We start from the raw sequence: 22,286 nt of genomic DNA on the forward strand, positions 1-22,286 counted from the left end.
GGACAAAGGAGTCCCATGCTCGAAGCACTGCCGGTCGCCACGGTCCGTACGCAGGTCACGGTGCCGCTGGCGTTTCCCGACGGCTACACCACCACCGTCCGGGTGTTCACGTTCAAGGGACTGGTGGACGGTCGGGAACACCTCGCCCTCGGCCTGGGTGACTGGGCCGGGGCGCTGGACCGGCTCGCCGCCGGCGGGGAGCCGCCGCTGGTCCGCCCGCACAGCGAGTGCCTCACCGGCGACGTGTTCGGCAGCCAGCGCTGCGACTGCGGGCCGCAGCTGCGCGAGGCGGTGCAGCGGATCGCCGAGACCGGCGGGTTCCTGCTCTACCTGCGCCAGGAGGGCCGGGGCATCGGCCTGTACGCCAAGCTCGACGCGTACGCCCTGCAGGACGCCGGGTTGGACACCTACCAGGCCAATGTGGCGCTGGGCCGGGGTGAGGACGAGCGCGACTACAGCGTCGCCGCGCAGATGCTGGCCACCCTCGGCGTGCCCCGGGTCCGCCTGCTCAGCAGCAACCCGGACAAGGCCGAACAGCTCACCCGCCTGGGCGTGGACGTCGTCGAACGTGTACCGACGAGCATCTTCCTCTCCCCGGCCAACGCCGAGTACCTCGCGGCGAAGGCCGCCAAGGCGGCACAGACCGAGGCGGCGGAGGCGGAGTCCGGTCGTACCCCTGACCGGCACGTCTCCCGGTGAGCTGCCGGCCGGCGCCGACGCGGCCCTACGTGCTGCTGAGCTGCGCCACAAGTATCGACGGGTACATCGACGACGCTTCCGAGCGGCGGCTGTTGCTGTCCAACTCCGACGACCTCGACCGCGTCGACGCGGTCCGGGCCACCTGCGACGCGATCCTGGTCGGCGCCGCCACGGTCCGCCGCGACGACCCCCGCCTGCTGGTGCGGTCCGCGTCGCGTCGGGCCGAGCGGATGGCGCGCGGGCGGCCCGCGTCGCCGACCAAGGTGACCCTGACGGCCCGGGGGGACCTCGACCCGACCGCCCGGTTCTTCACCGCGGGCGATGCCGTCCGGCTTGTCTACTGTGCCAGCGCGGCGCTGGACAAGGCCCGGGAGCGGGTCGGCCGGGTGGCCACCGTGGTGGACGGGGGCGAGCCGGTCGACCTCGGGTGGGTCCTCGCCGACCTGTCGGCGCGGGGTGTGCGCCGGCTGATGGTGGAGGGTGGCGGGACGGTGCACGCCCAGTTCCTCACCGCCGGCCTCGCCGACGAGCTGCACCTGGTGGTCGCCCCCTTCTTCGTCGGCGACCGCCGGGCGCCGCGCTTCGTCGGCGAGGGGAGCTTCCCCTGGCATCCCGGTCGCCGCGCCCGGCTGGCCGAGACCCGCCAGATCGGCGACGTGGTCCTGCTCCGCTACGCGCTCTCCGAGCGCTGCCGCGACGCCTGAATACGACGCAGCAGGTACGCGAGTCCGCTGAGCAGGAAGAGCGCCGCGCTGAGCAGGAGCCAGCGCACCAGGTACGGCCGCTGGGTCAGGCCGGTGGCCGCCTCGTGGGTCGTCTCGCCCCAGCGCAGGATGCCGGGGGAGTAGACGACGAACAGCAGCGCCGTGCCGAGCGCCGGCACACGCAGGTGGTTGAGCAGCGTGACACGATCGCGGACCACCGCGCGCAGCGCCCGGTCGGCGCTCGCGTACACCGGGAACAGCACCAGGTCGTGGGCGATGACCGCGCCGACGAACCAGAGCAGCATCCGGCCGAACGTCGCCTCCTGCGCCAGCCGCAGCGCCACCCAGCCGGCGAGCACGATCACCGCGGTCACCAGGAGCAGATGCCACGGCGCCGCGCCGTAGCCGGCCCGCAGCCGCCCGGCCGGCCCCGCCGTCGGCCTGTCCCGTCCCTCGGTCGGTCTGTCCCGTCCCTCGGTCGGCTCGTCGCGCTCAGCCATCGGTCCGGACCCGGAAGTCGATCTCGGCGACCCACTTCGTGCAGTGCACACCGGGCAGGGCCGGCACGATGACCCGAGCCGGATAGCCGTGGTCGGGGGCCAGGTCGACGCCGTTGACCCGCAGGGCGAGCAGCGAATCCGGATCGAGGACCTGGTTGGCGGCGAGTACCGCCGTACGGAACAGCCCGCCCTGCTCCAGCGACGACACCCGCGCCGAGACCGGGTCCGCGACCCCGGCGAGGGCGGCCAGGTCACGAAGACGGACGCCGGTCCACGTCTGCCGGGTCGACCAACCCTCCACGCAGGAGATGGGCAGCGCGGCGGTGTGTTGCGCCATGGCCAGCAGGCCGGGCCGGTCCAGGGTCACGGTCCGGCCGCCGCCGCGCAGGGTCAGCCGCCAGCTCGCGTCGGTCTGGTCGGGGCGGATGCCGGCGGCGGCGACGGTGCGGTTGACCGGGAAGCCGTTCGGCCCGGTGCCGGGCTGTCGCCCCCGGGGCAGCAGCAGGGCGGTGCGCCGCAGCGGACCGTCGAGGCTCTGCCCGATGGTGAGGACGGCCAGCAGCAGCGCCCCGCCGCCGACCAGGCCGACCGCGCCGCGTCGACTGACCGTGGCGGGCCCGGGTTCGGCGGCGACCAGGCCGTCCGGGTCGGGCGGTTCGGGCCGCGTCGCGGCGCGCGGGGTCCGCAGCTCCGCGCCCAGAGGGCGGGACCGCAGCGCGGTCACCAGCCGGGGGAACTTGATGAGCACGTGCGCCACGAAGGCAGCCGTGAAGATCCAGGCCCCGAAGTAGTGGGCGGTGTAGAAGTCGAAGCCGAACACGTACGCGTACTGGATGTTGAGCAGGCCGGTAGCGATCTGGAACAGGATCCCGCCGACCAGCAGCAGGAGAGTGAGCCGTTCCAGCACCTGGGCGAGTGAGCGGGCCGGCGGCCAGTCGAACAGCTTCGGCAGCACCGACCACAGCTTGCCCAGCACCACCGGGACGAGCACGATGCCGAGCGTCACGTGCAGTCCCTGGGTGACCCGGAACAGCCACGACGGCCGCGTCGGCCAGTCGAAGGCGGGTAGCCGCAACCAGCCCACGTGCGACGGGAACGCCTGATCGAACTGCGGGCCGTAGGCGGCGTAGTCGAGCAGCCCGGTGATGATCACCAGGGGCAGGGCCACCAGCAGCACCGACCCGTAGACGGCGGTGAGCCAGGGGCCGCGCAACGGGCTGCGCCAGCTCCGTTCGGCGGCGTCCACACCGGGCGGGCGGTGCTGGGCCAGCCCTCGCCAGAGCCGGCGCGGCGCCCCGTAGCCGCCGTCCGCGTCCGCGGCCCTGGTCCCGCTGCCGCCCGAACCGGGTCTGCTTACCGGCACCCGCCGCTCCTTCCTCGCCGTTCTCGCGCCGTACGTCGTCCACACTCCTCGGCCCGGCCGGGCGCGTGGACCGGCGGCGGGCACTGCCGGCAGGTTAGACCGCGCGGGTACGGCCGGGCCGGGTTTACCGCATTACCGAACGCTTACCGGGCCGCCGGCGCCGTCCGAGCTGTTGCGAAGTCCTTACGGGTCCGCCGAACCGGCCCGCCGGGCGCCCGTTCCGCCCTACCGTGACCGGCATGCGCGTACTGGTCACCGGCGCGGCCGGGTTCATCGGGTCGCAGGTCGTCGATCTGCTCGTCGAGCAGGGTCAGGAGGTGGTGGCGCTGGACGCGCTGCTGCCCCAGGCGCACGGCGGTGAGCTGCCGGCGTGGTCCCGCCGACACGACGTGGTCCGCGGCGACGTTCGTGACGGGCCCCTGCTGGACCGGCTGCTGAGCGGCGTGGACGCGGTCTGCCACCAGGCGGCGATGGTCGGCCACGGCCTCGACCCGTCGGATGCCCCCGACTACGTCACGCACAACGACTACGGCACGGCGGTGCTCCTGGCGGCCCTGCACCGGGCGGGGATCGGCCGGCTGGTGCTGGCCAGCTCCATGGTGGTCTACGGCGAGGGACGCTACGCCTGCCCCGAGCACGCCACGGTGCGCCCCGCGCCCCGCCGCCCCGAGGACGTGATGGCCGGCCGGTACGACCCGACCTGCCCGCACTGCGGCCACGGACTCGAACCGGTGCTCGTGCCGGAGGACGCGCCACTGGAGCCCCGCAGCACGTACGCGGCCAGCAAGCTCGCCCAGGAACACCTGGCCGCCGCATGGGCCCGGCAGACCGGCGGCGCCGTGTGGGCGCTGCGGTACCACAACGTCTACGGCCCCCGGATGCCCCGCGACACTCCGTACGCGGGGGTGGCATCGATCTTCCGGTCCGCGCTGGCGGCCGGCGTGGCGCCGCGCGTGTTGGAGGACGGCCGGCAACGGCGCGACTTCGTGCACGTGACCGACGTGGCGCGGGCCAACCTGCTGGCCCTCACCAGCAGCGCGCCGGCGGCCACGCTGGTGCCGGTGAACGTCTGCTCGGGCGAGCCACACACCGTCGGAGAGCTGGCGGTCACCCTGGCCGAGGCGATGGGCGGGCCGGCCCCGCAGGTCGTGGGTGGGGCCCGCGCCGCCGACGTGCGGCACGTGGTCGCCGACCCGCGCCGGGCCACCGAACTGCTCGGCTACACGGCCCGGGTCGGCTTCGCCGAGGGCGTGGCCGGCTTCGCCACCGACCCGCTGCGCGAACCAGCAGCCGTCGCGGGCTGACCCGTCGGCACCGGCCGTCCGTGGCCCTGCCGTCCGTGGCCCCTGCCGCCGGGGTGACTAGGAGACCGTCCAGACCAGATGGTTGACGGCCAGCGCGGTGAGCGCCTGCGCGGCCAGCCACCAGCGCCGCGACCTCGCCGGCAACCACGCCGTGGCCACCAGCAGCCAGACGACGAACGGCAGCCAGATCCGCTCCACCTCCGCCTTGCTCAGTCCGGACAGGTCCGCGCCGAGGACAGCGACGAGGGCGGCAAGCGGTAGCAGCACGGTGGGGCCCGCTGCGCGTACCGCTGCTGCCGCAGGCGTGGCCAGCCGGCCGACGGCCCGCCACCCGCTCGCGGCCGCGCCCGGCCCGAAGCGCGGCCCGCCCGGCGCCGGCCCGCCCGCCGAGGTCGGGGCGGGGGCCGGCAGCGCCGCGCGCAACCCCGGCCACGACGATCGCGCGGCCGCCAGCACGCGGCGCAGCGTCGGCCCGAGCACGGGCCCGGCGCTGAGCAGCAGCGCGGCCAGGTTGGCCCACACCCAGTAGGCGTACGGGCGGTCGGCGGCCCAGCCCTGGTAGTACCGCTGCACGACCAGGTGGTAGCCGACCCACCAGTGGAAGCCCGTCGCGCTGAAGGCCGCCACCACTGCCGCGACCCCGACGACGGCGGCGAGCAGCACGCTCCCACGGTGCGTACGGCGCAGCGCCACCACGGCCAGCGCGAGAAGACCGACCAGGAGGAACCCGTACGACAGGTACAGCGCGAACCCGAGCACGGCCCCGCCGGCCAGAGCGGCGACGCGGCCACGGACCGCCAGCAGCGCCAGGCCGGCCGCGACCACGGCGGCGAAGATGCCGTCGGCCGAGGCGCCCACCCAGACCGCCCCCGGCAGCAGCACCAGGAACGGGAGCACCGCACGCGCCGCGTCGGGTGCGCCGAGAGCCCGCAGGGTCACCGGCACCGACACCGCGACCGTGGCGCCGACCAGCACACAGGCCAACGCGGCGGCCGCGCCTCCACCGAGGCCGATGCGGTCCAGCCAGACGAAGATGAGCAGCGCGCCCGGAGGGTGACCGGCGGTGTGGGTGGCCCACGAGCCGGGCTGGAAGTCGAGGATCCGCCCGGCGAAACCGGCGAGCATCGCCGGGATGTCGGTGATCCCGGGAACCTCGTGCAGATACTCGGCCTGCGGGGTGAGCTTCCGGGTCAGCCCCGCCGTCCAACCGTCCACCAGGGCCAGCGACAACGTCCAGGCCACCGCCGTCAGCCACGCGGCGGTCAGCAGGACACCCCACCGGGCGGTACGGGCCCACCGCGCTCCCCAGCCCACCACCGCGACCGCGACCGCAAGCGCGGCCGGGCTGCCCCAGCCGACGTGCGGTCGCCACGTCGCGTACAGCGGCGCCGCGTCGGCGTGCATCCCGGCGCCGCGCGCGTTGAGCACGGCCCCCACCAGCACGGCGATGGCGAGCAGCGCCGCCTCCACGCCCACCACCAGGAGGTCCCTGGCGTGGCGGCGCGGCGGGGTCCGCCCGGGGGCGGCGGCGAGAGCGGTGGTCGAGGCCATGACCACCGGACGGTACGGCGACAGCCCGACCCCGCGCCCCGGAATCGGCCTCCCGTCACCGGACGGTAAGAAATGCCCGGGTGGTAAGGGTTCGGTAAGCACATTTCCGCCTCCGTCGCCGGAGTGCCGCCCTAGCGTCGGCGGTATGCCGACTGAGATCGACGTGGTGCTGCCCTGCCTGGACGAGGCCGCCGCCCTGCCGGGCGTGCTCACCGCGCTGCCGCCCGGCTACCGGGCCATCGTGGTGGACAACGGCTCCCGGGACGGCTCGCCCGAGGTGGCCGCCCGGTACGGCGCCCGGGTGGTGCACGAGCCCCGACGCGGCTACGGCGCGGCAGTGCACGCCGGTCTGGAGGCCGCCGACGCCGAGGTGGTGTGCGTCCTGGACGCCGACGGGTCGTTCGACCCCACCGAGCTGCCGGCACTGGTCGCGCCGGTGGTCGCGGGCACCGCCGACCTCAGCGTGGGCCGGCGACGGCCGGTCGGGGCCGGGGTGTGGCCGTGGCACGCCCGCGCCGGCACGGCGCTTGTCGCCGCGCTGCTGCGCCGTCGGGGCGTACCGCTGCGCGACCTCAGCCCGATCCGGGTGGCCCGGCGCGAGGCGCTGCTCGGCCTGGGCGTCACCGACCGGGCCTTCGGCTACCCCCTCGAACTGCTGATCCGGGCCGCCGCCGCCGGCTGGCGGATCCACGAGCTGGACGTCACCTACGCGCCGCGGGCCGCCGGCACCCGGTCCAAGGTGTCCGGCTCGGTGCGGGGCACCCTGCGGGCCACCCGTGACTTCGCCGGCGTGCTGCGTACCGTGGAAGGCCCCCGGTGACAGTTCTGCTGGTGGTCGCCAAGGCGCCGGTCGCCGGGGCGGTGAAGACGCGGCTCTGCCCACCCGCCACCCCGGAGCAGGCGGCCCGGATCGCCGCCGCCGCGCTGCGCGACACCCTCGACGCCGTCCGCGCCACCCCCGGCGTCACCCCGGTGCTGGCCTGGTCGGGTCGGCTGGCCGAGGCCGAGGACGCGGCCGCGCTGACCGCCGCGCTGGCCGGCTGGCCGGTGCTCGACCAGCGCGGCGCCGGCCTGGGCGAGCGGCTCGCCAACGCGTACGCCGAGGTCGCGGTGGCCTACCCGGGCCGGCCGGTGTTGCAGATCGGCATGGACACGCCGCAGGTCACGCCGGCCGGGCTGGCCGCGGCGGTGCTGCGCCTGCGCGCCGCCGACGCGGTGCTCGGCCGAGCACGCGACGGCGGGTGGTGGTCCCTCGGGCTACGCGATCCCCGGCACGCCGAGGTGCTGCGCGACGTGCCGATGTCGACGCCCGACACCGGTCGCGGCACGTGGGCGGCCCTGACCGGGCGCGGTCTGCGTACCGCGCCGCTGCCGGTCCTGCGCGATGTCGACGAGTGGTCCGATGCCCTCGCGGTGGCCGTCGAGGTGCCCGAGGGTCGCTTCGCCCGACAGGTCGCGGCGGTCCGCCTCGCCCTGCTGCCGGGAGGCCGGCGGTGAACCCCGTCGACACCGCCCCGGTCGACGTCGCACCGGCGAGGCCGTCGCCCACGCTCCCGTCGGCGACGGCCCGGGGGTACGACGAATCGGACCCGTTCGCCGCCGCGCTCGCCGACCGTGTGGCCCGTGGCCGGTGGCTGGTTCACGGCGACGGTGTCCGCAGCCGGCTGCCGGTGGACCGCTGGCACGGACCGGCCGAGCCGGCGGTCTCCGCGCTTGTCGAGCGGTGTGCCGGGCCGACACTCGACCTCGGTTGCGGGCCGGGGCGGCTCACAGTGGCGCTGACCCGGGCCGGCCGGACGGCGGTAGGCGTGGACGTCTCCGCCACGGCGGTGCGGCTGACGCGGGCCCGGGGCGCGGTGGCCGTGCACGGTGACCTGTTCGAACCGCTGCCCGGCGAGGGCCGGTGGGCGCACGCCGTGCTGATCGACGGGAACATCGGCATCGGCGGTGAGCCGGTCGCGCTGCTGCGCCGCTGCCGGGACCTGCTCGTACCCGACGGCACGGTCCTGGTCGAGCTGGAGCCGCCCGGCGCCGGCCTGTGGCAGGGCCAGGCCCGGGTGGCCGCCGAGCAGCGGGCCGGCCGTCTCCTGCTCGGCCCGGCGTTCCGGTGGGCCCGGTTGGACGCGCGCGCCGTGCACCCGGTCGCCGACGCCGCCGGGCTCGCGGTGCGGGAGGTGTTCCGGAGGGGGCGACGCTGGTTCGGCGAGCTGACGGCGAGCCGCTGACGCCGCCGGTGTCAGGCGGTCGGGAGCGGGAGGCGGACCACGAAACGGCAGCCGCCGACGACGTTCTGCACGTCCACCCGGCCGCCGTGCGCCTCGACGAGCCCGCGCACGATCGCCAGCCCCAGCCCTCCGGAGCCCTCCCCGCCGGAGCGGGGTGTCCGGGCCGGCTCACCCCGGAACGCCACGTCGAACAGTCGGGGCAGGTCGTGTTCCGGAATGCCGCCGCAGGTGTCGGCGATCGCCAGCCAGGCGGCGTCGCTCTCCCGCCCGGCGTCCACCCGCACCGTGCCGTCGCTCGGCGTGTAGTGCACCGCGTTGAGCAGCAGATTGCCCACCACCCGGGCCAGCTCCGGCTCGCTGGCCAGCACCGTGGGCCAGCCCGACTCGGCGGCCACCAGGCGGATGCGACGGGCCTTGGCCAGCTGCGCGGCGCCGGCCAGCGCGTCGGAGACCACCTCGCCCAGCGGCACCGCCGACAGTGTCAGGCGCAGCGCCCCGGCGTTGATCCGGGACAGCTCGAACAGGTCGTCGACGAGTCGGGTCATCCGGTCGGTCTGCAGGCGGATCCGCCGGTGATATTCGGCGACCGTCGCGGGGTCGTCGACCACCCGGTCCTCCAGCGCCTCGGCCATCGCCCGCAGGCCGGCGAGGGGCGTCCGCAGGTCGTGCGACACCCAGGCCACCAGGTCCCGGCGGCCCTTCTCGACCCGCCGTTCCCGCTCCCGGGCCTGGGCCGCCCAGACCGCCGCCACGGCCAGTCGGCGCCCGAAGTACCAGCCGACGCCGAGGCTCACGACCGCCGCCGCGGCGACCGTCAGCAGGACGACCTGGAGGTCGTGCGGGGACAGGAACATCGCCTGGGCGACCACCACCACCCCGGCCACCACGGCGGCCACCGTGACGGTGAGCAGGACGCACACGTGCACGGTGATCGACCGGTGCCGCAGCAGCCGCAGCGTGAGCGCGCCCAGCAGGCCCACGCCGAGCGCGGCCGCGAGCGCCGCCGCGAAGATCAGCGCCAGGTCACGCATCGGCCGGCTCGTACCGGTAGCCGACGCCCCAGACCGTGACGATCCGTCGCGGTTCGGCCGGATCGTCCTCGATCTTCTCCCGCAGTCGCCGCACGTGCACGGTCACCGTGGACTGGTCGCCGAAGTTCCACCCCCACACCCGCTCCAACAGCTCGGCGCGCCGGAACGCCCGCGTCGGGTGCCGCATCAGGTGCGCCAGCAGGTCGAACTCGCGCAGCGTCAGGGCCAGGTCGCGGCCGTGCAGCCGGGCTGTCCGTGGCCCGGTGGCCACCTCCAACCCCGCGTCGGCCAGCAGCTCGGCCGCCGGGGCGGCCGGTTCACCCGCCCGGCGCAGCACCGAACCGACCCGCAGTACCAGCTCACGCGGCGAGAACGGCTTACCCAGGTAGTCGTCGGCGCCCAGTTGCAGGCCGAGCACCCGATCCGCCTCGTCGCCGCGCGCGGTCAGCATGATGATGGGTACGCCGTCCGGCTGCTCCCGCAGTCGCCGGCACACCTGCAACCCGTCCAGGCCGGGGAGCATCAGGTCCAGCACGACCAGGTGCGGCGGCCGGTCCTGCACGGCCTCCAGAGCGGCCAGGCCGTCGCCGACGTGGCTCACCTCGTACCCGGCGTGCTCCAGGTAGCGGCAGACCACGTCGCTGACGGTCCTGTCGTCGTCGACCACGAGCACCCGCTGCGCCACTGGCCACCTCCCCGGGCCAGCGTAGCCAGCACGGATGCGGTCGGCGATTGCGCAGACCTTGCGGTTTGCTTACCGCCGAGCCCCTGGTCGTCGACCCGACGGCTGATCCGGCACGGGCCGGCCGGCGCGGGCTGACCGAGTGATCAGCCCGGCGGCGCGGGCTGCGTACGATGCGGGGCTGGGTTTCCCTCGTCGCGGCGGAGGTATCGGGCAGATGGCAGGCCAGCACGAGGGTTTCGCCCTCGGTGTCGACCTCGGCACGTCCAACACGGTCGCCGTGCTGCGGTGGCCGGACGGGCGGACCCGTCCTGTGCTGATGGACGGTCAGCCGGTCAGCCCTTCGGCGGTGTACGCCGACCCGGACGGCACCCTGCACGTCGGCACGGACGCCCGACGGCTGGCGCAGGCCGACCCGGCCCGGTTCGAGCCGAACCCGAAGCGTCGGGTGGACGAGCCGACAGTCAGGCTCGGTGAGCGCTCGTACCTCCCGGCGGAGCTGCTCGCGGCGGTGCTGGCGGCGGTCGGGCGGGCCGCGGTGGACGCGGTCGGCTTCCTGCCTCCTGCCGTGCTGACCTGCCCGGCGGCCTGGGACGAGACGCGCCGGCAGGTGCTCGCCGACGCGCTGCTGCGGGCCGGGTGGCCGCAGGCGGCCGAGCACACCCTCGCCGGGCCGACGCCGCCGGGCACGCGTCTGCTGCGCGAGCCGGTGGCCGCCGCCCGCTACTACACCCAGGTGCTGCACCGGCCGGTGCCGGTCGGCGGCGCGATCGCGGTGTTCGACTTCGGCGGCGGGACGCTCGACGTCGCGGTGCTGCGCAACGAGGGCGCCGACCCGTGGGGTGACTCCGGCTTCCGGGTGGTCGCCGACGGCGGCCTGCCCGACCTGGGCGGCCTCGACCTGGACGCGGCGCTGGTGCAGCGGGTCGGCGAGCTGCTGGGCGAGCGGCACGCCCGGCGGTGGGCGCGGCTGGTCCGGCCCTCGGATGCGGCGCAGCGCCGCGACCAGGTCCGACTCTGGGACGAGGTACGCGGCGCGAAGGAGATGCTGTCCCGCTCCGCCGTGGCGCCGGTCGCGGTGCCCGGGGTCGCCGAGGCGGTGCGGCTGACGCGTGACGACGTCGAGCGGGTGGCCGCGCCGCTGCTGCGTCGGGCGGTGCAGCGGGCCCGGGAGGTGATCGCCTCGGCCGGTCTGCGCCCCGACCAGCTCGCCGGGCTGTTCCTGGTGGGCGGTTCGTCGCGGATTCCGCTGGTGGCGCGGATGCTGCACGCCGAGCTGGGAGTGGCGCCGACCGTGCTGGACCAGCCGGAAATGCCGGTGGCCGAGGGCGCGCTGACGGACCTTCCGCTGCGCCGAGCCCTGCCGGCGTACGCGGGACCGCAGGCCGCCCCTCCGGCCTCGCCCGCGCCGGCTGTCCCGGCTCCGGCAGGCCCGGCCGCCCCAGCGCCAGCGGGCCCGGCTGTTCCGGCTGTCCCGACGGGGCCGAATTCGGCGCAGACCGTGCCGGGCGCGGCGGGCCAGGCGGGGCCGAGTTCGGCGGAGACCGTGCCGGCTGCGGCGGGTCCAGCCCTGCCGGGTTCGGCGGAGACGGTGCCGGCTGCGGCGTCGACCGCGCCGACCGTGCCGTCGCAACCCGGGCCGGCGTCGACGCGGCCGGACTGGCCGCCACCTTCGATGCCGACCGTGCCGGGGCCGCAGGGCGTCGCGGGCACCCTGGCCGACGGGGTGGATGCCGCCGGAACACCCACCCCATCCGGCGGTGCGACCTGGCGGCGGGCCCGCTGGGTGGTGCTCGCCGCGGTGCTCGCCCTGGCCGGGATGGCCACCGCGGCGACCCTCTACCTGCTGCGGGACCGCTATCCGGACCTGGAGTTCGCGTCGCTGCGCGAGCTGTCGCGGCCGCCGGCCGGCGCCGAGCGGCCCAGCGACATGTGGACGGCGGTGCTCGACGATCGGGCCTACCTCGGGTACCCGCTGCCGGACGATCGGCTGGAGGTGGTGGCCGTCGACACCAACACCGGCGACGAACTGTGGCGCCGGCAGACCGACGTCACCGCCGACGACTGGTCGGGACTTGTCGCCGTGCCGGGAGCGGTAGCGGTTGTCGCCGACGCCCCGGTCGACAGCACCCCGCGCGAACTGGCCGTGCTGGACGGCCGCTCCGGCGCCCAACGCTGGCACCGGGCGATCCGTGGCGACGACGACGTCTACTTCTCCGACGACACGGCGGTGCTGGTGGACCGGTCCGGCGGCCGGCTGCTCGGCCTGACGTTGGGCGACGGTTCCGACAAGTGGAGCAGGCCCAGTCCGCGTGACCAGTACGGCGGTGTCCGTACCGTCGTCCGGCCGGTGGGTACCGACGAGGCGGCGGGTGGGCCGGCGTTCCTCGACGGCGCCGCCCGCGACCCGTGGACGGGCAAGGGACGGCGACTCGTCCAGCTCGGGCCGGACCGGTCGCTGCGGCTGCTCGACATGTCCTCGGGCTCGGTGCTGCGCGAGTGGGGCAACGTCGCCGACCTCGACGATCTGCTGGTGGCGCACGAGGACCGGCTCTACGTGGCCCCCACCGACGGCGGGTACCAGGTGCTGGCCTACGACCTGGATTCCGACGCGGCCCCGGTGGTCCTCTACCGGGCCGAGGACGCGGAGTACCGGCCCAAGACGCTTGTGGCCTGCGGTGAGCGGCGGGCCTGCCTGGTGCAGGTGCGCAACAGCGACGCCGAGCGCACCGAGGTGGTCGCGGCGACCGAGGGCAAGCCGGCGGTCACCTGGTCGGCGCCGGGCGCGACAGGGCTGGTCCCGGTCGGCGAACAGCTGCTCGCCGAGCGGGAGTACCCGAAGACGACCGTCACCCTCTTCGACGCGGCCGGCAAGGTGGTGCTGGCCGACCGCCCCGGCGTGGCGGCCCGGCTGGACGCCGGCAACCTGCTCGTCTTCGCCGAGGCGACCAGTTCGGTGGCGGACGACCGCAGCGTGGCCGGCGTGTGGGCCGAATCGGGCACGATCGACGAGCTGGGTCAACTCGTCGACGTCCGCAGCGCGTCCTGCTCGTGGAACACACGGGTGATCGCCTGCGGCGCGGACCGGGACTTCGTGCTGTACCGGTTCACCGACTACGGCGCTTAGGATGCTCCGGTGATTCTTCGGGGTACGGTCCGCGCCGATCGTCCGCTGGTGGTACTCGCCGTCGGCGAGGAGGCCCGCTATCTACCCGCTGAGCTGCCGGTGCTGCTCACCGGCATGGGCAAGGTGAACGCCGCCAGCGCGGTCGCCGCCGTGCTGGCCGCCGGGCCACGCCCCAGCCTGCTGCTCAACCTGGGGACGGCCGGCGCGCTGCGCCCCGGCTGGACGGGCATCCACGAGGTCGCCACGGTGCTCCAGCACGACCTGGACACCGCCCTGCTGCGGACGCTCACCGGTCAGACCTACGGCGCGCCGCTGGCTCTGGCCGCCGAGGGCGCGGTGCTGGCCACCGGGGACACGTTCGTGGCCGACGACGACGCCCGGGAGCGCCTGGCGCAGCGCGCCGACCTGGTCGACATGGAGGGGTACGCGGTGGCGTGGGCCGCCGCGCAGGCAGGCGTGCCGTGCCGGCTGGTCAAGCAGGTAAGCGACGAGGCGGGGGAGGGCGCGGCCCGCACGTGGCGGGAGTCGGTGGACGCCTGCGCCCGCGACCTCGCGGACTGGACCGCTCGACACCTCGCCTGAACGGGCCGGTCAGTCGTCGAGCCGCCGGGCGTGCAGCCCCGGCTCGGTCGCGCGGTAGTGGGCGTGGGAGGGGATCAGCGCGTGGCCGGCCAGTCCGAGGGCCGCGATCGCGGTGACCAGCACCGGTGGCCAGTCGCCGGCCCACGGCAGGGTCAGCAGGGGCACCAGCTGCCACACCACGCGCCGCCACGGCACGCGGGCGGACAGCAGTACGGTGAACAGGGCCCTGCCGACCACGAACAGCGCCGGCCCGCCGATGATCAGCATCAACCACCGCACCGGCGTCGTTCCGGTCGGCCGGTCGACCACCAGGTCGAAGGAGGCCGCCGTGACGGCCACCCCGGCCAGCATCACCAGATGGGTGTACGGCGCCACGCGGGCCGGGCGGTCCCCCCTCGCTCCCAGCAGCTCGCCGGCCCGGAAGACGTAGATCTGCCAGAGCAGCAGCATGATGGCGAACGCGCAGAGCAGGGCGGCGAGCCGAAGCCGGTCGAATTCGCTGCGGCTGACCTCCAGGGTGGGCACCAGGATGATGTCGCCGAGGGCCAGGATGACGAACTGCTGGTACCGCTCGCCGAGGTGCTCGGTGGTCCGCGCGTACTGGTTGAGGGGCACCCGACCGAGCCAGGGGGTGGGGTAGCGGGCCGCCGCGGAGGCCAGGTCGATCCCGATCGCGAGGGTCCAGAGCCCCCATCGTGCCGTGTCGGCCAGCGCGCCGACGATCCAGAGGACGCCGGACACCAGGAACCAGAACAGGAACCGGCTGGCTCGTGCCAGGGCCAGGCGGTGCTGCTGCCGAAACAGCGCGGCGAGCAGGATGATGCCGCGTATCACGTGCGTGCCGACGTAGGCGAGCGCGAAGGCGGTGGCCTGCCCGCCGGTGACCATCGGCAGCGCGGCCGCCATCCCGACCGACCCGACCATGGCGACCATGAGGATGGCCTGGATCGGGCGCTGCTGCGGGTCGTAGAACTCGGTGGTGGTCGAGGTGACCGACCACGTCCACCAGATCGCCGTCAGCATCAGGAGCACCTTGGCGCTGTCGGCCCAGGACTCCTGGTCGGCGAGCAGCTTCGAGGTCTGCGCGAGCGCGGCCACGAAGACCACGTCGTAGAGCAGCTCCAGCAGCGTGGCCCGGGTCGACCCTTCCGGCCGGCGTAGAAGTGCCGCGGTGCCTCCGGTGGTCATGCCCGGCCTCCCGCCGTGTCTCCCGAGGATTATCGGCGGCGTCGGCGCGGGTCGTCCCCGGATCGGCGATTCCCGCCCGTCGGGGAAGAGGGCGACCGAGGGTTGCCGGGACGTTCCACCCCGGGCGACGCTTGTCGGCATCCATCGGTCTCGATCTCCACCGGAGGTTCGGATGCGCCGCTCCCCACTCGTCGCCCTCGTCCTGACCGCCCTGCTGCTCGTCGCGCCGGGCGCGGCGCAGGCCGCCGTCCCCGACCGGGCCGCCGCCGATCCGGCAGCCGTGCTGTCCGGGGTACGCACGCCCGGCACCGCCTGGGGCCTCGACCCGACCACCGGCCGGATGACAGTCACCGTCGACGACACCGTGGCCGCCACCGACCTGGCGAGGCTGCGGGCGGTGGCCGACCGGGCCGGCGCGCTGCTACGCCGCGAACCCGGCACGCTGCGCCCTCTGATCGCCGCCGGGCAGGGCATCTACGGCGGCGGCAGTCGCTGCTCGCTGGGCGCGAACGTGCGCAGCGGCAGCACCTACTACGTGATCACCGCCGGCCACTGCACCGCCGCCGTCAGCGCCTGGTACGCCGACAGCGCGCAGACCACGGTTCTCGGCACCCGCACCGCCACCAGCTATCCGGGCAACGACTACGGACTGATCCGCTACACCGGTCGGATCGCCCATCCGAGCGCCGTCTACACCTACCCCGGCCTGCTCACCATCTACGGCGCCGGCACCGCGTACGTGGGTCAGGCGGTGTGTCGCAGCGGTAGCACCACAGGGGTGCGCTGCGGCACGGTCACCGGCCTGAACCAGACGGTCAACTACTCCACGGGCGTGATCTACGGCCTGATCCGCACCAACATCTGCGCCGAGGCGGGGGACAGCGGCGGGCCGCTGTACGTGGCGTCCACAGGCACCATCCTCGGCATCCTCTCCGGGGGCACCGGCAACTGCACCTCCGGCGGCACGACCTACTACCAGCCGATCGGGGAGGTGCTGGCCGCGTACGGACTGACAGTGCCCTGACACCTGTTGCGCTCAGCGCAACGGGTTGCTCGTCTGGCACAACGCGCCTAGGCTCGGCGGCACTCCGGACCCCTCCCCGAGGACGTGTGCCGCCATGTCGAGCAAGCCCTTACCCGACCGCGCCGCCGCCCCGGCCGGCTCCGCGCCGGCCGAGGTGGTCGCGGTGGGGGAGACCATGGTCGTGCTGTGCCCACCGCCGGGCGAGCCGCTGGAGCACGCCGAGCGGGTCGCCGTCTCGGTCGGCGGCGCCGAGTCCAACGTGGCCGGTTACCTGGCCCGCCTCGGCCACCAGACGACCTGGGTGAGCCGGGTCGGCGACGACCCCTTCGGCCGGGCCGTCGTTCGGCACGTGGCCGACGCCGGCGTCCACGTCGACCTGGTGGGCGTGGACCCTGCCGCCCCCACCGGCCTCTACCTCAAGGACCCGGGCCCGACGGCCACCGCCGTGCACTACTACCGGGCGGGCTCGGCCGCGTCCCGGATGGACCCCGGCGCGCTGGCCGACCCACGGCTTGCCGGCGCGCGGGTGCTGCACCTGTCCGGGATCACCCCGGCGCTCTCCGCCTCCTGCCGTGCGCTTGTCGAGCACGCGGTGACCGACCGGCCGCTGCCGGGCGCGCTCGTCAGCTTCGACGTCAACCACCGAGCCCGGCTCTGGCCCGTCGAGCGGGCCGCGCCGGTGCTACGTGACCTCGCCGACCGCTGCGACCTGGTCTTCGTCGGCCAGGACGAGGCGTACGCCCTCTGGGGCACCGCCGACGCGGCCGCGGTACGCCGACTGCTGCCCGGCCCGCGGACGGTGGTCGTCAAGGACGGCGCCGTGTGCGCCACCGCCCTGAGCCGCGACGCCGCGCCTGTCGTCGTCCCGGCGCCCCGCGTGTCGGTCGTGGAGCCGGTCGGGGCCGGCGACGCGTTCGCCGCCGGCTACCTGGCCGGGCTGCTGCGCGACCTCGACCCGGCGCGGCGGCTGCGCCTCGGTCACCTCGTCGCCGCGCAGGCGCTGGGCAGCGCCGCCGACAACGCGCCGCTGCCGGCGTGGTCCTGGTTTCAGCGGCTGCTCGACGGACCCTGGTCACCGCCCGACCTGACCACCGCATCGGCGGAGGGCTGAGGGGTGTCCGAGGGCGTCGACCGGGCGATGCGCGTGCTCGAACTGCTGGCGCGCGAGCCCGCGCAGCTCGGTGGCGTGGCCGCCGACCTGGGGGTGCACAAGTCCACCGCGCTGCGGCTGTTGCAGACCCTCGAGTCGGGTGGCTTCGCCCGCCGCACCGACGGCGGCTGGACGGTGGGCCTGCGGCTGATCGACCTCGCGCAGCAGGCACTGGACTCGCTGGACGTGCGTGCGGTGGCCCGCCCCCACCTGGCGGCGCTCGGCCGCGACTGCGGGCACACCATCCACCTGGCACAGCTGGTCGACGACGACCTCGTCTACGTGGACAAGATCGAGGCCCGTGGCCAGGTGCGGATGTACTCCCGGATCGGCCGCACCGCCCCGCTGCACGCCAGCGGGGTCGGCAAGGCGGTCCTCGCGTACCGCCCGCAGTTGACCCGGCTGGTCGAGGGCGGCGCGCTGCCGGCGTACACCCCGGCCACCATCTGTGACCCGGCCGCGCTGCGCGCGGAGCTGGCGACCGTCGCCGAGCGGGGGTGGGCCGCCGACGACGGTGAGTTCGAACCGCTGATCACCTGTGTGGCCGCGCCGGTGCGCCACGCCGACGGGTCGGTGAGCGCGGCGGTGTCGGTGACCGCTCCGACGGTGGTGGCCACCCTCGCCGACCTGCGCCACGTGCTACCGCGACTGCTGGCCACCACCCAGCAGATCTCCCGTGACCTCGGATGGAGTGGACCATGACCACAGCTGACTTCGACCACATCTTCGGTGGCGCCCGGGTGATGGCGATCCTGCGCGGCCTGCCGGTCGCCGAGACCGTCCGACTCGCCGAGCGCGCCTGGGACCTGGGCATCGACGTGGTGGAGGTGCCGGTGGCCACCCCGGACGCGGTGCCGGCCCTGCGCGCCGCCGTCGAGGCGGGGGCGGCGCGGGACCGGATCGTCGGCGCCGGCACCGTCCTCGACGTCGAGCAGGTCGCGGCGGCGGCCGACGCGGGTGCCGCGTTCACCGTGGCGCCCGGTCTGGACCTCGCGGTCGCCGACGCCGCGGCCGAGCGTGGCCTTCCGCACCTGCCCGGCGTGGCCACCCCGACCGAGGCGCAGCAGGCGCTGCGGCACGGCCTGACCTGGCTCAAGGCGTTCCCCGCGATCTCCCTCGGGCCGGCGTGGTTCAAGGCCATGGCCGGCCCCCTGCCGCAGCTGCGCTTCGTCGCCACCGGCGGCCTGGACGCGGGAAACGCCGCCGCGTTCCTCGACGCGGGCGTCCGGGTGGCAGCCGTCGGCTCGGCTCTCTCCGACCCCACCCAGTTGGACCAGCTGGCCGAGCTGACAACCCACAAACGGTGACAACGGGCTGGCGCGATTGCGCCATGGCGTCAATGCGCCGGGGGACAGCGGGGTACGAGGAACGGGCGTTGCCGTGATGCTGTGCTGCGTACCGCTCCTCGACACAAAGAGGTCATCGTGGCTCTGTCTTCCAGGCGCCGCCGATCCGGGCTGATCGCCCTCGGCACCGCCCTCACTCTGGCCGCCGGGTTCACCCCACCCGGCACGGGGGCGTCCGCCGCCCCGCCGGGAAACTCGGGTCGCCCCACCGGTCAGCCGCCGGCGGCCCCGGGCCGCGTGTCGACCGTCACCCTCATCACCGGTGACACGGTCACCGTCACCACCGCGGGCGACGGCAGCACCGTCTCGACCGTCCGCCGGCCGGACGGCAGCACGCCGACGTTCCACCGTACGGTGCTCGACGGCGACACCTACGTCTACCCGGACGCGGCGCTGCCGTACGTCACCGGGGGCCTGCTGGACCGGCAACTGTTCAACGTCACCGACCTCATCGCCGACGGGTACGACGACGCGCACACCGACGCGCTCCCGCTGATCGTGACGCTCACCGACGCCGCGGCCCGCGCCCGCACCCGGCCCACTGTGGACGGTGCCGAACTGGTCCGACCGCTGGACAGCGTGCGGGGCGCGGCGCTGACCCGCCCGCGCGGCACCGCCGACCGGTTCTGGGGCGCGCTCACCGCCGGCACGGCCCGCCGTACCGGTGACGCGCCGACGCTCGCGAACGGCATCGCCAAGGTCTGGCTGGACGGCCGGGTGCACGCCGACCTCGCCGAGTCCACCGCGCAGATCGGCGCCCCGGCCGTGTGGGCCGAGGGCAACACCGCCGCCGGTGTCGACGTCGCGGTGCTCGACTCGGGTGCGGACGCCGAGCACCCGGACCTCGCCGGGCAGATCGCCGAGTCGAGCAGTTTCGTGCCCGAGGAGCCCGACATCCTCGACTACAAGGGACACGGCACGCACGTCGCTTCGACCATCGCCGGGACCGGCGCCGCGTCCGGTGGCGCCGAGCGCGGCGTCGCTCCGGGCGCCCGGCTGCACGTCGGCAAGGTGCTCAACAGCGAGGGCAGCGGGCAGGACTCGTGGATCATCGCCGGGATGGAGTGGGCCGCCCGCGAGCAGAGGGCCCGGGTCGTCAGCATGAGCCTGGGTGGCGAGTCCACCGACGGCAGCGACCCGATGAGCCAGGCCGTCGACCGGCTCAGCGCCGAGACCGGCGCGCTCTTCGTGATCGCCGCCGGCAACGGCGGGCCGAACAGCATCGGCAGCCCGGGGGCGGCGAACTCCGCGCTCACCGTGGGAGCCGTCGACTCCACCGACCACCTCGCCGACTTCTCCAGCCAGGGCCCGCGCGCCGGTGACGGTGGACTGAAGCCCGAGATCACCGCACCCGGTGTGGACATCCTCGCCGCCCGCTCCCACTACGTGCGGGGCGGATCCGGGGACTACACGCTGATGAGCGGCACGTCGATGGCGACGCCGCACGTGGCCGGCACGGCCGCGCTGGTCGCCGCAGCGCACCCCGACTGGACCGGTCAGCGCATCAAGGAGGCGCTGGTCAGCACCGTCAAGGCCACCCCGGGCTACACCCCGTACCAGGCCGGCGCCGGCCGGGTGGACGCGGCCGCCGCCGTGCACGCCACAGTCTTCGCCACCCCGAGCGCCTACTCCGGCTTCCAGGCGTGGCCGCAGCAGCCCGGCGCGAGCGTCGACCGGACCGTCACCTACACCAACGTCGGCAGCACGCCTGTCACCCTGCGGTTGGCCCTCGACGCGCCGACCGCACCGACCGGCCTCTTCGCCCTGTCCGCCGGCACGGTCACCGTGCCCGCCGCCGGCACCGCGACGGTGACGCTGACCGCGGCGTACGACAGGTTGCCGGTCGAGAAGCAGGTCAGTGGCGCGATCATCGCCACCGACGACGCCGGTACGGTTCGTGGTCGCACCCTGATCGGGGCGGGCAAGGAGGGCCAGCGGCAGAACCTGACGCTCGTCGCCAAGGACCGGGACGGCAAGCCGCTCGCCGGCAAGGTCATCCTCACCACCGACGGCCTGTTCAGCGCCGTGGACCTGCCCGAGAGCGGCACCGCCACGCTGCGGCTGCCGGTGGCGAGCTGGAGCGGCTGGCTCTCCGCCGACGTGCGCGGCGCGCACGGGCCGCACTCCAAGGGCATGGCGATGCTCAGCTTCACCGACGTCAACCTGACCGCCGACCGCACCGTCACCCTGGACGCGCGGGCCGCCCGGCAGGTACGCGCCGAGGTGCCGCAGGAGGCCACCGCCAGCGCGCTGCGGATGGACATCCACCGGTCCACGAAGAACGGTCTCACCGAGAGTCAAGTGCTGCCCGACGACTCGTACGACAGCATGTGGGCGTTGCCGACGAGCCGCCCGGTGACCGACGGCGAGTTCGAGTTCGGCGCCCGGTGGCGGCTGGAGCAGCCGGCCCTGACGTTCTCGGCGGGCGGCCGCTCGTACGACGATCTGCTGGTGAAGCGGGCGACCCCGGCGCTGCCGGCCGGTCGTCGCCAGGTGGATGCGGTCTACGTCGCCGACGCGTCGGCGGCGGGACTGGCCAAGCGTCCGGTCCGCGACCGGGCCGTGGTGGTACGCCTCAGCGACAGTGTGGACATCGCCACCCAGGCGCAGGCCGCCGCCGCGGCCGGGGCGGCGCTGCTGCTCGTTGTCAACGACGGCGTCGGTCGCCTCCAGCCGTGGGACGAGGCGCCGTGGAGCCCGGAGAGCCCGGCCCCGGTGACGGTGGCGACGCTCGGTGCCGACGAGGGCGACCAGCTCATCGCGGCGCTGGGGCGCGGCCCGGTACGGCTCACCGTCGACTCGCACCCGGAGACCACCTACCTGTACGACGTGGCGCACCACTGGACCGGGACGGTGCCTGCCGACCCGACCTACCGGCCCACGAAGCGGCAGTTGGCCCGGGTCGACGTGGAGTTCCGCAACTACCGGCAGGGCAAGGCGCTGGAGTTCCGCACCGACGTGTGGCGCGGCTGGGCGTCGAGCAACCAGGAGCCCGCCCCGGCGCAGGGCCGGCGGACCGACTGGGTGAGCGCCGACCAGCGGTGGATCGACGACGCGTTCATCGCCGGCGAGACGGGCCAGCACCTGATGGAGGTGGCCACCTACCGGGCCGACCGACCGAGCAGCGTGCAGTGGTTCGGGCCGATCCAGCGACCCCGGATGGGCGGCGGCTACGTGCCGGTGCGCTACCTGGACACCGTCTACCTGCCCGCGCCGGGCTGGGGCGACGGGGGTGGCCACATCGGTGAGGCGTACGCGAACTTCGACATGGTCAACCGGACCACCCTCTACCAGGGCGACACGGAGCTGAACTGGGGTAACGCCGAGTATCTCCAGGTTTCCGGGCTGGCCGCGCAGCGCCTGCCGTACCGCCTGGTGGTGGAGAACGACAGGGCCTCCTGGACCAACCCGTACTCCCGGCAGACCCGCACCGAGTGGGGCTTCAGTTCGGCGGCCACCGGCGCGGAGTCCTCGGCGGTGCTGCCGATGATCCAGCTGGACTACCAGGTGGCCATCGACCCCGCCGGCCGGGCGTCGCGGCGGGCGCCGCTGACCGTGGTGGCCTCCCACCTGCCGGGTGTCACGGGCACGATCGGCGCGGTCACCGTCGAGGTGTCCTACGACGACGGGAAGACCTGGCAGAAGCAGCGGCTGACCCGGCACGGCGACGGCTGGCGTACCACGTTGGCCGGGCCGGCGAAGGCCGGCTTCGTGAGCCTGCGCACCACCGCGCGCGACGCGGCAGGCAACACCGTGAGCCAGAGCATCACCAGGGCGTTCGGCCTGCGGTGACGCGCTGACGGCCGGCCG

General features: G+C 75.0%; 19 protein-coding genes. 13 read left to right on the plus strand and 6 right to left on the minus strand.

Annotated elements, in window-relative coordinates; all coding sequences use genetic code 11:
- Positions 1-15: 15 nt before the first annotated feature.
- Both ribA and ACGFIE_RS06355 read left to right on the plus strand, forming a co-directional pair.
- The gene (gene ribA / locus ACGFIE_RS06350) at positions 16-699 is read left to right on the plus strand and encodes a GTP cyclohydrolase II (RefSeq protein ID WP_363681871.1); all 684 of its coding nucleotides are present in this window, start codon (positions 16-18) and stop codon (positions 697-699) included.
- The gene (locus tag ACGFIE_RS06355) at positions 696-1,403 is read left to right on the plus strand and encodes a RibD family protein (RefSeq protein WP_393291676.1); all 708 of its coding nucleotides are present in this window, start codon (positions 696-698) and stop codon (positions 1,401-1,403) included. The genes ribA and ACGFIE_RS06355 overlap by 4 nt, the downstream gene beginning before the upstream one ends.
- On the opposite strand, the gene ACGFIE_RS06360 is transcribed toward ACGFIE_RS06355, so the two are convergent.
- Both ACGFIE_RS06360 and ACGFIE_RS06365 read right to left on the minus strand, forming a co-directional pair.
- The gene (locus tag ACGFIE_RS06360) at positions 1,370-1,903 is read right to left on the minus strand and encodes a hypothetical protein (RefSeq protein WP_363681867.1); all 534 of its coding nucleotides are present in this window, start codon (positions 1,901-1,903) and stop codon (positions 1,370-1,372) included. The two genes, ACGFIE_RS06355 and ACGFIE_RS06360, sit on opposite strands and share 34 nt — an antisense overlap.
- Positions 1,896-3,266 (minus strand): molybdopterin-dependent oxidoreductase, encoded by a 1,371-nt coding sequence (locus ACGFIE_RS06365; RefSeq protein ID WP_393291679.1) that lies wholly within the window; start codon positions 3,264-3,266, stop codon positions 1,896-1,898. The genes ACGFIE_RS06360 and ACGFIE_RS06365 overlap by 8 nt, the downstream gene beginning before the upstream one ends.
- Positions 3,267-3,505: 239 nt before the next feature.
- Here ACGFIE_RS06365 and ACGFIE_RS06370 point away from each other — a divergent pair, with 239 nt between their 5' ends.
- Entirely contained in the window at positions 3,506-4,570 is a 1,065-nt protein-coding gene (locus ACGFIE_RS06370) for an NAD-dependent epimerase/dehydratase family protein (protein ID WP_393291681.1), read from the plus strand.
- A gap of 57 nt (positions 4,571-4,627) precedes the next feature.
- Here the strand turns inward: ACGFIE_RS06370 and ACGFIE_RS06375 are convergent, their stop codons facing one another.
- Complete coding sequence (locus tag ACGFIE_RS06375) at positions 4,628-6,121, minus strand: hypothetical protein (protein ID WP_393291684.1); 1,494 nt, start codon at positions 6,119-6,121, stop codon at positions 4,628-4,630.
- A gap of 145 nt (positions 6,122-6,266) precedes the next feature.
- Here ACGFIE_RS06375 and ACGFIE_RS06380 point away from each other — a divergent pair, with 145 nt between their 5' ends.
- The 3 genes from ACGFIE_RS06380 (at position 6,267) to ACGFIE_RS06390 (ending at position 8,346) form a co-directional block, all read left to right on the plus strand.
- Positions 6,267-6,941 (plus strand): glycosyltransferase family 2 protein, encoded by a 675-nt coding sequence (locus tag ACGFIE_RS06380; RefSeq protein WP_363681860.1) that lies wholly within the window; start codon positions 6,267-6,269, stop codon positions 6,939-6,941.
- Positions 6,938-7,618: a DUF2064 domain-containing protein gene (locus ACGFIE_RS06385; RefSeq protein ID WP_393291686.1), complete on the plus strand. Its 681-nt coding sequence runs from the start codon at positions 6,938-6,940 to the stop codon at positions 7,616-7,618. Before ACGFIE_RS06380 ends, ACGFIE_RS06385 begins: the two co-directional genes overlap by 4 nt.
- Before the next feature lie 119 nt (positions 7,619-7,737).
- A complete protein-coding gene (locus ACGFIE_RS06390) occupies positions 7,738-8,346 on the plus strand; it encodes a class I SAM-dependent methyltransferase (RefSeq protein WP_393293181.1) in 609 nt (202 codons plus the stop codon).
- An 11-nt stretch (positions 8,347-8,357) separates the two neighbouring features.
- Here the strand turns inward: ACGFIE_RS06390 and ACGFIE_RS06395 are convergent, their stop codons facing one another.
- Both ACGFIE_RS06395 and ACGFIE_RS06400 read right to left on the minus strand, forming a co-directional pair.
- Complete coding sequence (locus ACGFIE_RS06395) at positions 8,358-9,377, minus strand: sensor histidine kinase (protein ID WP_393291688.1); 1,020 nt, start codon at positions 9,375-9,377, stop codon at positions 8,358-8,360.
- A complete protein-coding gene (locus ACGFIE_RS06400) occupies positions 9,370-10,062 on the minus strand; it encodes a response regulator transcription factor (protein ID WP_363681854.1) in 693 nt (230 codons plus the stop codon). Before ACGFIE_RS06400 ends, ACGFIE_RS06395 begins: the two co-directional genes overlap by 8 nt.
- 214 nt (positions 10,063-10,276) lie before the next feature.
- On the opposite strand from ACGFIE_RS06400, the gene ACGFIE_RS06405 reads away from it, so the two are divergent.
- Entirely contained in the window at positions 10,277-13,186 is a 2,910-nt protein-coding gene (locus ACGFIE_RS06405; RefSeq protein ID WP_393291690.1) for an Hsp70 family protein, read from the plus strand.
- Positions 13,187-13,195: 9 nt separating this feature from the next.
- Complete coding sequence (locus ACGFIE_RS06410; RefSeq protein ID WP_393291693.1) at positions 13,196-13,768, plus strand: nucleosidase; 573 nt, start codon at positions 13,196-13,198, stop codon at positions 13,766-13,768.
- A 9-nt stretch (positions 13,769-13,777) separates the two neighbouring features.
- Here the strand turns inward: ACGFIE_RS06410 and ACGFIE_RS06415 are convergent, their stop codons facing one another.
- Positions 13,778-14,956, minus strand: a complete 1,179-nt coding sequence (locus ACGFIE_RS06415; protein ID WP_393291695.1) for a low temperature requirement protein A — start codon at positions 14,954-14,956, stop codon at positions 13,778-13,780.
- Between the two features lie 172 nt (positions 14,957-15,128).
- Between ACGFIE_RS06415 and ACGFIE_RS06420 the strand changes: the two genes are divergently transcribed.
- The 5 genes from ACGFIE_RS06420 to ACGFIE_RS06440 all read left to right on the plus strand — a co-directional run bounded on the left by ACGFIE_RS06420 (position 15,129) and on the right by ACGFIE_RS06440 (position 22,268).
- Complete coding sequence (locus ACGFIE_RS06420; protein ID WP_393291698.1) at positions 15,129-15,980, plus strand: S1 family peptidase; 852 nt, start codon at positions 15,129-15,131, stop codon at positions 15,978-15,980.
- Between the two features lie 94 nt (positions 15,981-16,074).
- On the plus strand, positions 16,075-17,091 hold the full coding sequence (locus ACGFIE_RS06425) for a sugar kinase (RefSeq protein WP_393291700.1): 1,017 nt from the start codon (positions 16,075-16,077) through the stop codon (positions 17,089-17,091).
- A gap of 3 nt (positions 17,092-17,094) precedes the next feature.
- Complete coding sequence (locus ACGFIE_RS06430; RefSeq protein ID WP_393291702.1) at positions 17,095-17,832, plus strand: IclR family transcriptional regulator; 738 nt, start codon at positions 17,095-17,097, stop codon at positions 17,830-17,832.
- Complete coding sequence (locus ACGFIE_RS06435) at positions 17,829-18,437, plus strand: bifunctional 4-hydroxy-2-oxoglutarate aldolase/2-dehydro-3-deoxy-phosphogluconate aldolase (RefSeq protein ID WP_393291704.1); 609 nt, start codon at positions 17,829-17,831, stop codon at positions 18,435-18,437. Before ACGFIE_RS06430 ends, ACGFIE_RS06435 begins: the two co-directional genes overlap by 4 nt.
- Before the next feature lie 117 nt (positions 18,438-18,554).
- Positions 18,555-22,268, plus strand: coding sequence for a S8 family serine peptidase (locus ACGFIE_RS06440; protein WP_393291706.1), 3,714 nt, complete (start codon positions 18,555-18,557; stop codon positions 22,266-22,268).
- The last annotated feature ends 18 nt before the right edge of the window (positions 22,269-22,286 follow it).

The sequence above is a fragment of the Micromonospora sp. NPDC049275 genome (assembly GCF_043197115.1).
Lineage (GTDB): Bacteria > Actinomycetota > Actinomycetes > Mycobacteriales > Micromonosporaceae > Micromonospora.